This window comes from Gynurincola endophyticus (assembly GCF_003991195.1).
GTDB classification, from domain to species: Bacteria; Bacteroidota; Bacteroidia; order Chitinophagales; family Chitinophagaceae; genus Gynurincola; species Gynurincola endophyticus.
In genome coordinates, this window is sequence record NZ_RCWL01000002.1 from 325099 (window position 1) to 339870 (window position 14772).

Here is a 14772-nt window from a genome sequence, read left to right on the forward strand (position 1 = left end):
CCTGTATAAAAAAGCCCCCAACAATGTTGGGGGCAAAAGCGTAAATAATTTGATACTTACTAACCCAAATATGCTTTTAATGCACTGCTGTAACGTGCTTTTTGTAAACGTTTAATAGCTCTTTCTTTGATCTGACGGATACGTTCTTTAGTAAGATCGTATTTCTGACCAATTTGTTCGATGGTAACTCCATTTTCTCCGTCTAATCCGAAATAAGCATTTACGATCTCAGCTTCTCTTGGAGAAAGAGATTTCAATACTCTGCGAATTTCATTCCGTAGAGAGTCTTTCATTACATCATCGTCTGTATCATCACCACCTTCGAGTAAGTCGCCCATAGCTACATCTTCAGCTTCGTGTACCGGAGCGTCTAATGAAGTATGTCGGGTATTACTTTGGAAAATATTATTGATTTCAGTTTCACTCATCTCTAATAACTCAGCCAGCTCTTCAGTAGAAGGTTCACGCTCATGTTCTTGTTCAAAAGCCATGTACGCTTTGTTTGCTTTGTTATAAGTTCCGATTTTGTTTTGTGGAAGACGTACTAATCTACCTTGTTCAGCTAAAGCCTGTAAAATAGACTGACGGATCCACCAAACTGCGTAAGAGATAAATTTAAAACCTTTCGTTTCGTCGAAACGTTGAGCGGCTTTAATTAAGCCCAGGTTACCTTCATTAATCAAATCACTCAAAGATAAACCCTGGTGCTGATACTGCTTTGCAACAGATACCACGAACCTCAGGTTCGCCTGAACCAGTTTATCAAGCGCTTTCTGATTCCCCATTTTAATCTTTTGCGCCAGAACCGTTTCCTCTTCAGGGGTAATCATCGGAATTTTCGAGATTTCCTGCAAGTATTTTTCAACTGCCTGGGAATCACGATTAGTAATCTGTGTGGCTATTTTTAGCTGTCTCATATCGCTTTTTAAAAATTTCTGTTCTACCAGGTGTGTCTTCTACAAGAAAAACAATATCAGCTTTTTGTACCTTTCCAATAGAACTATTTGCAAAAGTATAACGGATATTTGATAACTCATAGAAATTAGGCGAAAAATACTACATAAATCTTCATCCTTTAGTTCATTATTAACAAAAAAAAGTTGGTTTCAGCGTATTTTTACCTTTTTTGGCCATTTGCAACCGGTAGTGTTCCTATTAAAGACGTATAGTATCCTGCAAATGGTTGTCTACCTTTATATAATAAACACTTAAATCTGCTAAAAAGTTAGTGCCAATAATAAATTTTTAACATTTTTCTGTTTTTCCTTAGTTTTTGGAGCTGATTTTTATCCGTCTTAACTTCAACAAAAATTCGTACTAAAAGGTTCGCAGGCGGGTTTATTATAAAAAATTGTTACAATCAACAGAGCAACAATGCTTCATCTTCTTTTGCAGTTGATAGCAATAGTTTCTTCTGACAATTACTATTGTGTAATGGAATACGGGTAGTATTATCCACTAACGAATGTTGGCAAGTGGCTTTGCGGGAGATATTTATATATAAAAAATTATCCCTCGAACCAGGTTGAGGGATAATAAGATTTTAGTAGGTAATGATTTCTCCACCGGCAGCGGTAAGTACCAGGCTGGAGCGGTCGCTTTTTTCAACACGCCCTACTATTTGAGCCTGTAAGCCTAAAGCCGTTGCTTTCTCTATCATTACTTCTGCCGCGGCCGGAGTTGTGAAGATTTCTAGCCGGTGCCCCATATTAAATACCTGATTCATTTCTTTGTGATCACTGCCTGAAGCTTTTTGTATCATGTCAAATATCGGCGGCGGTGTAAACAGATTGTCTTTAATCACTTTGAATGTACCTGGTAAGTATTTCATACATTTGGTTTGCCCACCACCACTACAGTGAATCAATCCGTGAATATCGCTGAACTGTTCAGTAAATAGTTGTTTTAAGTAAGGAGCATACGTTCTGGTAGGACTCAAAATCAGCTTTCCGACGGTCATTTTTTCACCGTTCACTTCAATTTCGTCGGTCAGGCGGTGAGGCCCGATATACACCACATCATCGTGCAGGCTGGTTTCAAACGTTTCGGGGAAGTGCTGCGCGTAGTACTTCGATAACATATCGTGACGGGCACTGGTTAACCCGTTACTACCGATACCGCTATTATATTCAGTTTCATAAACAGCTTTTCCGAAGCTGGCTACTCCTACAATCACATCACCATCCTGAATAAGATCATTCGTAATCAGTTTGTTTTTCGGCCAGCGGGCAGTCATAGTGCCGTTTACAGCGATGGTTCTTACCACATCTCCCACATCAGCGGTTTCACCACCGAGATATTGAATGTTTACGCCATAAGATTTAAGCTGGTCAAAAATTTCCTGAGAGCCGTTAATAACGGTTTCAAGAATTTCTCCCGGAATCACCGATTTATTACGATCGATGGTAGAAGAGAATAATAAGTTATCGTGAATACCCACACATAACAAATCATCGAGATTCATTACAATAGCGTCTTGCGCGATTCCTTTCCAGATCGACAAGTCGCCGGTTTCTTTCCAATATAAATAAGCTAAAATACTTTTAGTACCTGCACCGTCGGCATGCATCAGGTTTACCCAATCCTGGTCGCCGGTTAAATAATCCGGGTAAATTTTACAGAAAGCGTTCGGGAAAAGGCCTTTATCTAACTTCTCAGTAGCCTTGTGAACTTCTTCTTTTTGAGCGGAAACACCGCGTTTTGCATACAAACTCATGCGGCAAAGCTACATAAAGAATAAAAGAGTGAAAACTTTTTCGGTATGAATAATTTCCCGATAATAAAGCGACTTGAAGCATTGTAGTGCTGAAAACGCTAATTTTGCGCAGAAGTATGAAAGTCTATCATTCAATAGAGCAAATTCCGGCTTTTAAAAACGCAGTGATTACGATCGGTACCTTTGACGGTGTTCATCAGGGGCATTGCAGTATTATCCGGCAACTGGTGGCCACTGCATCTACGGTTCAGGGCGAGTCAGTTTTAATAACCTTTCACCCGCACCCCCGCCAGGTGGTAGCCGGAAAAGCATTACCGTTATTAAACTCTATTGATGAGAAGATGGAGTTACTGGAAACTGAAGGAGTAGACAACCTTGTTATTATTCCTTTTACGGCTGCATTCTCTCAAATGGATGCCCATGAGTATATCGAAGAATTCCTGATTGAAAAATTTCATCCCCACACCATCATTATCGGTTATGACCACCGGTTCGGCAAAAACAGAAGCGGCGACTTTTCTTTATTAGAAGCATATGCCGCCAAAGGTTCTTTTCAATTGATTGAAATTCCGGCACATGTTATTGCTGAAAATACAGTCAGTTCTACCCAGATCAGAAAAGCACTGGAAGAGGGTAATATTGAAAAAGCCAATCAACTGCTGGGTTATCGTTATTGTTTTGAAGGAATTGTAGTAAAGGGTAATCAACTGGGCAGAAAACTCGGCTTTCCGACAGCCAATATTTCACTCATCTGCCAGGATAAAATGGTTCCCGGTAACGGTGTATATGCTGTTTTGGTAACCAATCTTAAAAATCCTTACCAGGTTTATCAGGGTATGATGAATATAGGTATCCGACCCACCATTGATGGTACTCAAAGAGTGATTGAAGTCAATTTATTCGGTTTTCAGGATGATATATACGGTGAACAATTACATGTGGAAGTTTGTGCCTATTTAAGAGCCGAACAAAAATTCGCCGGGTTACCCGCTTTAGTAGAACAGCTGGGTAAAGATAAAATTCACGCGCTGGCGGTATTAAACCCTTAACGGAATTGCCCCATCATTTTAGCCATCATTTCTTTCAGTAAGGAAGCATCGCTGGTTCCCTGACTACCTACCCCTACACTTTTCAGGTTATAATGATGTAGTAGTAACAAAGCCTGTTCGATACCGTTGTATTGGTAATTTTTGGCACAGGTAATATAATCTTTTACAAAAAAAGGATTTACACCAATATTAGTAGCAATGGTACGCTCATCAGTAGCTTTTTGCCCGAAAATCATATATGTTTTACTAAACAGATTATATAGTGCAGGTAAAATCAGTTGAATGGGAGCTGCTTTAGGATTCGCCTCAAAATACTGAACAATTTTCATTGCTTTGGCAAGGTCACGGTAAGCCACTGCGTTTTGAAGTTCAAATGGATTATACTCCTTACTTACGCCTACATATTTCTCTATATCGTCTTCGTTAATCTCTTTGCGGTCTTTTAAATTGATGGTAATTTTCTCCACTTCATTCTCAATACGGCTAAGATCGTTTCCGATATGCTCTACCAGTAAATGTAAAGCTTTAGGTGTGATTAACAAGTTTTTTGAGCGGATCATCTCATTAGTCCAGTCGGGCAACTGGTTATCATACATTTTTTTAGTAGATAAGAGTTCTCCTTTTTCTTTCAGGGTTTTTGCCAGCTTACTTCTACCGTCAACCTTTTTTTCTTTATAGGCTACAAAAAACAGTGTAGAGGATAAAGGGTTATCGATATATGGTTCCAGTTTAGTGATATCACGCATTTGCTGCGCTTCTTTTAAAATCACTACCTGTTTATCAGAAAACATGGGGTATTTCCGGCAGGCATTAATAATGTCGGCCCATTCGGCATCTTTGCCATAAAATACTGTTAAATTAAATCCTGCTTCAGCTTCGGTAAGAATATTGTGTTCGGCATATTGAATTACTTTATCGATAAAATACTCTTCCTCACCTTCTAACCAGTAGATGGGTCTGTATTGTTTCTTTTGAAGCGTTTGAATGATTTTTTCAGCCGACATAACATTTTGCTTTAGTATCCCTGGCTGCAAATTAAAATAAAAAAAAGCTTTAAAGCCAAAAAATAAGGTGATTGATTTACAATATTTTGAAAAGGTACCCGTTGATAAAAGTTAACCTGCTGGATCGTTTTACATATTTGGCATGATTTTTTGTCAACTTCAAAAATAGTCATAATTTATACAAAATATTTTTTGAGAAATATACATACTATGAGTACATCAAACTATCCATCAGCAAGTCCACAAAATCCATCACCTAAAAAGGATTCAAAAAATATCATCATTGGTATTTTAGCAGTATTAATCTTAGGTACATGGGGTTATTTTTTGTGGGATAAAAACAAAGCAGACCAACAAATTAATACACTTCAAAGTCAATACGCTGTGGTTGATTCAACCAAAACAGAATTGCAAAGAAGTTATGATCAGATCGTTTACAGAATGGATTCTTTAACCGGTCAGAACAACGATTTAGAAGGTAAATTATCAGCAAGAGAATCTGAAATTACCAAGTTAAAAAATCAGATTGCTGCTAAGTTGAAAAAAGAGCGTTTAACAGAATCAGAGAAAGTTGAGTTACGTGCTCAAATCGCTGAGTTAAACGAGAAAGTAAATAACTTAGAAGCTGAAGTTGCACGTCTGTTAATGGAAAATGAAACATTAACAACCGAAAAAACGCAGTTAACAGCAGATAAAGAGCAGTTAACAACTGATTTGGCTTCTACTACTACCGCAAAATTAGTGTTAGAAGACAAAGTAAACTTAGCGTCTACTTTAAATGCCAGTAACATTAAAATCACTCCAATCCAGGAGAAAAACTCAGGAAAAGAGAAAGTTACTTCTAAAGCTAAAAAGGTAGACAAACTGGTAGTTTCTTTTGATGTTGATAACAGAATCGCACAAAGCGGAAGCACTGATGTTTTTGTTTCGATCACTGATCCGGAAGGAAAACCAGTTACAGTTGAAGCTTTGGGTTCAGGCTTATTTACTTCAAGAGAAGAAGGTGAAAAGTTCTATACCTTCCGTGTTCCTATCGAATACGAAGCAGGTTCTAAAAAACACATCGAATATCCCTGGAAACAAAACAGTGATTTCAAAACCGGTAGATATAAAATTGAGATTTATCACAATGGTTTAAAAATCGGAGAAGCTGTTAGCGAGTTGAAGAAAGGTGGTTTATTCTAGATTATTATTAGATCTTTATAACAGTAATAAACTCCTCAACATTTGTTGGGGAGTTTTTATTTGCAGGTTATAAAGAATCGAACCATTAATGAATTAAGCAGGTCATGGTTTTTCTTAATTCCCTTAATTCCTCCTATGTTTGAAATGGTAATGGGAAACATGAAGAAAATGAAGGTATGAAGGTAAAGCAGCGCAGAAGACAGCACTTCATTCGCTTTTCAACTTCATTACCTTCCTTTTTAAATTGTAATGAGAAACATGAAGAGAATGAAGGTATGAAGGTAAAGCAGCGCAGAAAACAGCACTTCATTCGCTTTTCAACTTCATTACCTTCCTGTTTAAATTGCAATTAACAGATAGAATGATGCAAAGCGAAGCGGCAGGAGCTTCTTAATCTTAATGGTAAAATTTTAAAAAACAGGTTACAGAATCGCTCTTATAGATGCCCTTCCCACATGAACAGTTCTGTTTTCACCCGGCTTACGGCCTTCATATTGTAACGACAACTCTAAATTTTTAGCCAATCTTTTATTCAGATCAATCGTCCATAAATAGTTTTTACCGGCACTCAAACCATCCAGTATTATATACGAAGACGTGGTATTTACCTGCCCCCCTTTACTCATAAAATCAATAGAAGAATAAGTGAGTTTGGCCTGGATAGAAGTTGTTTGTAGCCAGTTTACTTTTGATTCCAGATTAAATGAATGAATTTGCGCTTCTTCCAGTTCTCCTACCCTGTTTTGTTTCTCTGTAAACTTATAACTTCCGACGATGCGCCAGTTCATGCCCGGTGAATAGGTTACTTTGGGTTCATAAGAATGAATCGCTATATCATAGTTTCTATTCTGAAAATAAGTATTATCATTCCTTAATTGATTAAGCCCTACCTTACTGATTCCTTCTATATTAATAATTTTTTTGACGTTCCATCTAACCCTGAATGTCCAGTCGTTCAATAACCTTGTTTCATAACCATAAGTCAATAGAGATTTACTTTCATTTTTAGCATTGGTAATATCCACTCCCCATTTCTGATAAAACCGGTTAAACGAAAGTGTATTGATAAAGATCGTATTGAGCGTAATCAAGGCACTATCGCCCAGAGGGGATTTAAACGGATTTAACTGTACCAACCCTCTTGCCATTTCTTTTTTGTTTAGCTGTAATGAACTTTGCAGATTCAATTTTGAAAACATGGTTGAGAAAAAACCTTCTGGTTGTGTTCCGATCAGATTTCTGGGATTAATATTTAATGAATAGTTTAAAGTATTGTAGTTGGCTTTTATATATTCATTAGTGGGGGTAAATATGCGGATATATTTTGCCTGATCCTGAAACAATGCCAGCTCAAATTCATTTAATTGCTGAATACCGTCTTCATTGTAATCGATCCATGTATACTCCCCTTGTCCGGCAGGTACTTCCATGAATGCAAAATCACGTTTCTGCTCCTGGCCCGCTCCTACTTCATACAACAGATTTCCGCTGAGCAATCCTTTGATTTCATTGAATTGATATTCTACTCTTCCCAATAAAGATTCATCGATTTGTTGCAGCGTATTAAACTTAGGATCAGCATTTAATTTTCTGTAAGTGCTCGTAAAACGCATCTGCCGGTATTCGTTTGCCAGCAGGTTTAAGAATACTTCGATATTATGACTATTATCGGCTCTTAACAACTCGCCATACAATGGCAAATGATTTATTCTATAAGAATAGTTCAATCCCCACACGTTCATTTTACCTGCATCTGATTGTGTACCGAACTGAAAATGTTCTATTGTAAAGCTATATGGCAAAATCGTATCTGTTATTTCATTTCTGATCTGGTTATCTTCTTTAAAATACAAAAAGCTGATCTCCTGATTTTTTAAACTATTGAATTTTTTCTTCAGTTCTACGCGTGGTTTAAAGAAATAGCCTTTATTAAATTCATCGTTTACCAGTGACAACATGTGTAATTGTTGCAGACTCCAACCCTTCCATACCATTTCATGTGTCACCATATGCCGGATACCTTTAAAAAAGGTATTTCTTTCATATAAGGTCCATTCATATTTTATTTGTTGCCTTGAGCTATCTCTGAACCCCATACTTGCCTGAATCACTTCTTCTTTAGCCTGAACGGAAGTGGTGAGTGGCAAACCCCAGTCACGGGTATATTCTACAGAACGAAGTCTTTCAATAGGCTTGAAAGTTGAATCTATCTTTTCCCACGCTACTACAGTTTGAAATGCTTTGGATTTTTGTTTCAATGGAATTTCGTGTTGCACCTTAAATTTTCTGGCTAAACCCTGTTCACCTTTTACAGATGAAAAGGTATTGGCATCGTAGTTAGACCATGCCCATTCTGTGGTAAACATTGTTTTTTCAGTAAGCAGATAATCAGCTCCTACACTGAGCAATTGTTGCTTTTTGGGAGTAATTAAAAAAACTGCGGGTTCAAACTGACCTTGCGGAACACCATTGACAGGTTGAACCCATTGATAAACTTTCCCATTTGTACCATCCAGTGCAGGTATATAGTTACCATTTCCTATACCTACATCCACAAAGCTCAGGTGATAGATGGCACTGTCGGGATTATTAGAGTAGGTGTAAATAGAATCTGTAATACCATTATAAGCAGTATCTATTTTTTTATAGAGTATTTTACCCGGAGCATATTCTTCAATTGTTGCATTGGGATAAAATGCCATTAAAGGATCTTTTCCGATGGTTCGCAAAAAGTCTTTTTGCTGATTATCCAACGTTTGATTGATGGTTGAATTTTTTGCATCCTGATTGGTAAACAGCGCTACGCGTAATTGCAGCTTATCTTTTACCTGAAATTCATCTGCCAGATAGATATTTGAGTTCAGGTAATTGCGGTCGGCGTATTCAAACTCTACCTGAATTCTCTTATCGCGGGTAATCATGCGTTTAGGCATGAAAGTGATTTCTGCTGTATTGTAATTGATGATATAATCCTGGTCTTCGCCTCTTTGCAATAACTCTCCATCGATAAATACTCTCTCCGTATTTGCCAACACAACAAAAAACAATTCGTTATTGGCGCCTTGCAAACGGTAAGGACCCTGGTTGCCTTCCAGGCCATTAAATACATTACGGGTAAACTTACCTTTAGCGATCGATCCGCTCACCGTAAACTGATTTTGCATTTGCGGGTTCAGGTCTGACCTCATTTCAAAAGCCATCCCTTGTAATCTTTTATAGAATTGCAGATAATCTGACGCTTGTTTTCTGATGTCAATATCTCCCATGCTCAATGCCCAATGCCGTTTACTAAACTGTAAAAAGATGCGATCAAACTCATTGAGTTGTTGGGTGGTTCCGTCAGGTTGAATGGGAATATTATTATCCGTAATAGCCGCCACAATCTGAAGACTGTCTTGAAGGTACCCGCTGATTTGCAGGTTAAGGTTTGAACTGACAACTGCATCCTGGCTATTTCCAAAGCTCAGGCCTCTGCCAAAGGTTCCGCTATACTGAATATTACCAAAATCAAAGAAAGGTTCGTTTTGCAGCTGCAGATAAGGTGAGATATAAGGTTTGCCGATAGAATAGTTCATTACACTATCGTAAGATATCCGCTGGGCGGTAGCATTGAGTTTACGGGAAAACACCCGGTAACTGACAGTAATAAAAGGTTCAGGAATTGTTTTTCTGAAATAGAGAATGGCATTGACGAAATCCATCTCATACTGTGTACTGTCTAAAGAAATTTGCAACGATCCCGGTATAATGCTAAGGGTGTCTAAAACAACCATTGCATCGTGTGTAGAAACCGTTTTTTTGCGAAGATTTGAAAATAACTGACTGTCTGAACTTTGGGCTATACAAAATTCAAAGCTGCATAGGAAAAGGCTGAATAATATTATAAGTCTTCCAATCAACAGTTATGGTTTGCAAATAATCACTAACTTAAAAATACCACTGAAAATTGTATAAAAAAAGGGGCAAATGCCCCTTTCCTATGTTTAAGCCTGTCTTTTCTTCTTTTTATCATCAATATACTCATCAAAAGTCATTAACTTATCTACCGCTCCGTTTGGTGTCAGCTCAATAATTCTATTGGCTACCGTTTGAAGGAAGGTGTGGTCATGAGAGCTTAACAGCACTACCCCCGGGAAGTTAATCATACTTTCGTTGAAAGCCTGGATAGATTCGAGATCGAGGTGGTTGGTAGGATCATCTAACACAATCACGTTCGGATCCTGCAACATCATACGCGAAATCATACAACGCACTTTCTCACCTCCGCTGAGTACGGATGTCTTTTTCATGATTTCTTCACCACTGAAGAGCATTTTTCCTAAGAATCCTCTTAAAAATGCCTCATCAGCATCTGTAACGTGGGCAGGTACGTACTGACGTAACCAATCCATCAGGTTCAGATTTTGTGTAAAGAATTGAGAGTTATCGTTTGGTAAATATGCTTTTGTAATAGTAGTTCCCCATTCGAATTTACCGCTGTCTGCTTTCATTTCATCGTTGATGATTTCATAGAAAGCTGTGATTGCTAACGGATCATCAGCAACAAAGGCGATTTTATCCCCTTTATTAACGGTAAAGCTTACATCTTTAAACAATACTTTTCCATCTACAGAAGCTGAAAGTTTTTCAACATTCAGAATCTGATTACCTACTTCGCGTTGTTGTTTGAAGATAATGCCCGGATATCTTCTGTTTGAAGCTACAATTTCTTCAACAGTTAATTTTTCCAATGCTTTTTTACGTGAAGTGGCCTGTTTTGATTTCGAAGCGTTTGCAGAGAAACGGGCGATAAAGTCCATCAACTCTTTACGTTTTTCTTCTACTTTCTTGTTTTTATCTCCCATCTGGCGGGCTGCCAATTGAGACGATTCGTACCAGAAACTATAGTTACCGGTATAGATTTTAATTTTTTGACGGTCTACGTCGGCGATATGCGTACAAACAGCGTCTAAGAAGTGACGGTCGTGCGATACCACAATAACGATATTCTCATAATCTGCCAGGAAGTTCTCTAACCACGAGATGGTTACAACGTCGAGGTTATTGGTAGGCTCATCGAGGATCAGTACATCCGGATTTCCAAAAAGTGCCTGCGCCAACAATACACGAACTTTCATCGGTCCGCTCAGGTCTTTCATTAAAGTCTGGTGCATTGATTCGCTAACGCCCAATTCACTTAACAAACTACCTGCGTCGCTTTCTGCAGTGTAGCCACCCATTTCACCGAATTCAGCTTCCAGGTCTCCGGCACGGATACCGTCTTCTTCAGTAAAATCAGCTTTTGCATAAATCGCATCACGCTCCTGCATCACGTCCCACATTTTTTTGTGGCCTGTTAATACAGTATTCAGCACGGTTAATTCGTCAAATTCAAATTGGTTCTGCTTTAAAACAGCCATACGCTCACCCGGAGTAATGTCAATAGTACCTTTATTCGGCTCTATTTCACCGGATAAGATCTTCAAAAAGGTAGATTTACCGGCTCCGTTGGCACCAATGACACCGTAGCAATTACCTTTACTGAATGACAAATTAACTTCATCGAACAAAACCCTTTTACCAAATGATAGGGTGACGTTATTCACTGTAATCATAACAAATGCGCAAATTTTGAATTTGCAAAGGTAGGTTTTTTCGATGTGAAAAACAAAAGAGGCGGGTGTTGACCCCGCCTCTTTTGTTTTAATCTGTTTCTAAGATTTTTTATTTTGTAATTCCTTCTAATGCCATCAGGAATGAATAAACAACTGCCACATCTTTTAATTGGTTAAATCTGCCGGAACTTCCTCCGTGTCCTGCTTCCATTGTGGTTTTGAATAAAATCACATTATTTCCTTTGTGGTGATCTCTCAGTTTAGCGACCCATTTTGCAGGCTCAAAGTACTGAACCTGAGAGTCGTGGTAACCGGTGGTTACCAGGATATTCGGGTATTCAGCGTCTTTCACGTTATCTACCGGAGAATACTGACGAATGTAAAAATATTCGGCACTGTCTGCAGGATTTCCCCATTCTTTGTATTCACCCGTCGTTAAAGGAATGGTTTCATCGCTCATCGTAGTAATTACATCTACAAAAGGAACCTGTGCCACGATACCATTCCACAAATCCGGACGGAGATTCGTTACCGCCCCCATTAACAAACCGCCGGCACTACCGCCATGAGCATACAAATGTTCTTTTGAAGTATATTTTTCCTTAATCAAAAATTCACCACAGTCAATGAAATCATAAAAAGTATTCATTTTTTTCATCATATGGCCATTGTCGTACCATTTGCGTCCCAACTCTTCACCACCGCGGATGTGAGCAATTACATAAACGAAACCACGGTCAACCAGAGAAAAACGGGTTGAACTGAAGCCCGGGAACATTGAAATGCCGTAAGAACCATAACCATATAGTAACAATGGATTCTGACCGTTCAGCTTCAATCCTTTTTTATACAATAAGGTCATCGGAACTTTTTCTCCATCACGAACCGTTGCCCAGATCATTTTGGTTTCGTACTTCGCCGGATCATATCCACCTAAAACATCTGTACGTTTTTTCATCACACGCTCTTTGTTAGCCATGTTCACATCATAGGTGGTTCGCGGTGTGATCATTGAGTTATAAGTAACTCTTAAAGTATCTGTATTGAAATCGTTGTTTGACCCTACATAAGCAGAATAAACAGACTCGTCAAAATCGATGTAATAATCTGTACCGGAATCGAGTTGAATTACCCGTACCTTAGGCATTGCATCTTTCACTTCACTTAACACCAGATATTTGTCGAAAAGTGAAACGCTGGAAATGCTCACATTTTCTCTGTGCGGAATCACTTCCTTCCAGTTTTCTTTTCTGGTGTTGTTGATAGGTGTTTCCATCAACTTATAGTTCGGAGCATTCAGGTTGGTCAATACATAGAACTTATCATCTTTATGATAAATACTGTATAACAATCCTTCTTCACGAGGCTGGAAGGATACAAATTTACCACCAGGTGTAGCTGCGTCAAGAATATAGTATTCTGAATTCTGTTGATTCATTTCTACTCCGATGGTAATGTATTTTTTAGATTTGGTTCTGGAAATACCCATGTAATAACGGTTATCTTTTTCCTCGTACACCAAAACATCCTGACTACTTGGAGTTCCTAATTTGTGGCGGTAAACTTTATTTCCCAGTAAGGTTACTTTATCTTTTACAACATAAAATATATGTTGATTATCGGCTGCCCATACGATATTTCCACCTTCGGCATTTTCGATTTTGTCAGTATATACTTCACCGGTTTTCAGATTTTTGAAATAGATTGTATAAATTCTACGGCTCACTTCATCGATAGAATAAGCCATAATTTCATTGTTGTCTGAAATTTCGTAAGCACCCAAAGAAAAATAAGCTTTTCCTTCTGCCATCTGATTGGCATCGATCAGCACTTCTTCAGGCGAAGAAAGGTTGTCTTTTTTTCTGCAATAAATTTCATATTGTTTACCGGCTTCATTTTTGGTATAATACCAATATCCGTTGTCTTTCACCGGTAAAGACTCATCGTCTTCTTTAATACGGCCTTTCATTTCCTGGAATAAAGACTCTTTCAAATCATTTAAACCGCTGGTCATTGTATCGTAATAAGCGTTTTCAGCCTGCAGGTAATCTATTACAGGTTTACTGTCGCGCTCATTCATCCAATAGTAATTATCAATACGCGAATCTCCATGTGCCGCTAATACTTTTTCAATTTTATCTGCATCCGGAGGTGCTGCTTCTTTTGGCCATTGATAAGCTTCTTTCATTTTATTCTCTTCCTGGCAGCCTGCTATAGCAAGTGCAATAATTGACAGATGATATAATTTGATTTTCATGGTCCACTAAAAATTTGTACCTAAAATAAGTATTCCTTGTTAGAAGACCATACCGTTTGTAAAAATACCCAATCGATGTAATTTAGTCGGCTTCAGCTAACAATCCTTTTACATCTAATTGTTTAGTAACCATTTGTAAATTTCCCTCTTTATCTACCGGCCACTCTTCCTGCGGTTTATCCCAATAAAGCTCTACGCCGTTTCCATCGGGGTCATCCAGATAAATAGCCTCAGACACCCCGTGGTCGCTCATGCCGGTTAACGGATATTGTACTTCAATAAGTCTTTTAAGGATGTTTGCCAGGTCTTTACGGGTGGGATACAAGATCGCCGTATGGTAAAGGCCGGGAGCATTTTCGGGTGCCGGAGGCTGGTTTTTACTATGCCAGGTGTTAAGCCCGATATGGTGGTGATAACCGCCTGCGCTGATAAAAGCAGCCTGACTACCATACTTTTGCTGCAGTTCAAACCCTAAAATACCCGAATAAAAATCAAGTGCACGTTGCAGATCGGCAACTTTCAGGTGAACATGCCCGATTCTCGTCTTTGCTGGTACCTGATAACTCATAAAATATTATTTATTCGTAAATGTAACAGTTTATGATAAAAAATGTTGCCATATATAAAGATGTGACTGCTTCGCAGTCATTTTTCGGGATTACTCGTTGGGTATCGGTTTATACCATATACGGCATACAAGCATAGGACTGCTGCGCAGTCATCTTTCGGGATTACTCGTTGGGTATCGGTTTATACCATATACGGCATACAAGCATAGGACTGCTGCGCAGTCATCGTTCGGGATTACTCGTTGGGTATCGGGTTATACCATATACGGCATACAAGCATAGGACTGCTGCGCAGTCATGATGACCGGAGTGCGCTGTTTGGTTACCTTTGATAAGATATAGCTAATATTTCCTGACCCCGGAGGGGTCACATCCTTCTAACTCCCGTAAACCTGTGC

General features: G+C 38.6%; 9 protein-coding genes. 2 read left to right on the forward strand and 7 right to left on the reverse strand.

Going from position 1 to position 14772, the window contains the following annotated elements; genetic code table 11:
* Positions 1-59: 59 nt before the first annotated feature.
* Positions 60-917, reverse strand: coding sequence for a sigma-70 family RNA polymerase sigma factor (locus tag D9O48_RS05395; protein ID WP_126971397.1), 858 nt, complete (start codon positions 915-917; stop codon positions 60-62).
* 626 nt (positions 918-1543) lie between these two features.
* Positions 1544-2716: an AIR synthase related protein gene (locus D9O48_RS05400; protein WP_126971399.1), complete on the reverse strand. Its 1173-nt coding sequence runs from the start codon at positions 2714-2716 to the stop codon at positions 1544-1546.
* Between the two features lie 116 nt (positions 2717-2832).
* Between D9O48_RS05400 and D9O48_RS05405 the strand changes: the two genes are divergently transcribed.
* Positions 2833-3765 carry a bifunctional riboflavin kinase/FAD synthetase gene (locus D9O48_RS05405; protein WP_126971401.1) on the forward strand — a complete coding sequence of 311 codons (933 nt, stop codon included), beginning with the start codon at positions 2833-2835 and terminating at the stop codon, positions 3763-3765.
* Here D9O48_RS05405 and holA read toward each other — a convergent pair.
* Complete coding sequence (holA, locus tag D9O48_RS05410) at positions 3762-4769, reverse strand: DNA polymerase III subunit delta (RefSeq protein WP_126971403.1); 1008 nt, start codon at positions 4767-4769, stop codon at positions 3762-3764. The genes D9O48_RS05405 and holA overlap by 4 nt on opposite strands.
* 210 nt (positions 4770-4979) lie before the next feature.
* Here holA and D9O48_RS05415 point away from each other — a divergent pair, with 210 nt between their 5' ends.
* The gene (locus D9O48_RS05415; protein WP_126971405.1) at positions 4980-5954 is read left to right on the forward strand and encodes a hypothetical protein; all 975 of its coding nucleotides are present in this window, start codon (positions 4980-4982) and stop codon (positions 5952-5954) included.
* 422 nt (positions 5955-6376) lie between these two features.
* Here D9O48_RS05415 and D9O48_RS05420 read toward each other — a convergent pair whose 3' ends face one another.
* The 4 genes from D9O48_RS05420 to D9O48_RS05435 form a co-directional block, all read right to left on the reverse strand.
* Positions 6377-9727, reverse strand: a complete 3351-nt coding sequence (locus D9O48_RS05420; protein WP_233589187.1) for a hypothetical protein — start codon at positions 9725-9727, stop codon at positions 6377-6379.
* 210 nt (positions 9728-9937) lie between these two features.
* Positions 9938-11548 (reverse strand): ABC-F family ATP-binding cassette domain-containing protein, encoded by a 1611-nt coding sequence (locus D9O48_RS05425; protein WP_126971407.1) that lies wholly within the window; start codon positions 11546-11548, stop codon positions 9938-9940.
* Between the two features lie 109 nt (positions 11549-11657).
* Positions 11658-13805: a S9 family peptidase gene (locus D9O48_RS05430; RefSeq protein WP_126971409.1), complete on the reverse strand. Its 2148-nt coding sequence runs from the start codon at positions 13803-13805 to the stop codon at positions 11658-11660.
* A gap of 82 nt (positions 13806-13887) precedes the next feature.
* Positions 13888-14373, reverse strand: a complete 486-nt coding sequence (locus tag D9O48_RS05435; RefSeq protein ID WP_126971411.1) for a VOC family protein — start codon at positions 14371-14373, stop codon at positions 13888-13890.
* Positions 14374-14772 lie beyond the last annotated feature (399 nt).

Bases quoted from the DNA above. Each gene is read 5' to 3' on its own strand.
- D9O48_RS05395 (WP_126971397.1), bottom strand. From the start codon at position 917: ATGAGACAGCTAAAAATAGCCACACAGATTACTAATCGTGATTCCCAG.
- D9O48_RS05400 (WP_126971399.1), bottom strand. From the start codon at position 2,716: ATGAGTTTGTATGCAAAACGCGGTGTTTCCGCTCAAAAAGAAGAAGTT.
- D9O48_RS05405 (WP_126971401.1), top strand. From the start codon at position 2,833: ATGAAAGTCTATCATTCAATAGAGCAAATTCCGGCTTTTAAAAACGCA.
- holA (WP_126971403.1), bottom strand. From the start codon at position 4,769: ATGTCGGCTGAAAAAATCATTCAAACGCTTCAAAAGAAACAATACAGA.
- D9O48_RS05415 (WP_126971405.1), top strand. From the start codon at position 4,980: ATGAGTACATCAAACTATCCATCAGCAAGTCCACAAAATCCATCACCT.
- D9O48_RS05420 (WP_233589187.1), bottom strand. From the start codon at position 9,727: ATGGTTGTTTTAGACACCCTTAGCATTATACCGGGATCGTTGCAAATT.
- D9O48_RS05425 (WP_126971407.1), bottom strand. From the start codon at position 11,548: ATGATTACAGTGAATAACGTCACCCTATCATTTGGTAAAAGGGTTTTG.
- D9O48_RS05430 (WP_126971409.1), bottom strand. From the start codon at position 13,805: ATGAAAATCAAATTATATCATCTGTCAATTATTGCACTTGCTATAGCA.
- D9O48_RS05435 (WP_126971411.1), bottom strand. From the start codon at position 14,373: ATGAGTTATCAGGTACCAGCAAAGACGAGAATCGGGCATGTTCACCTG.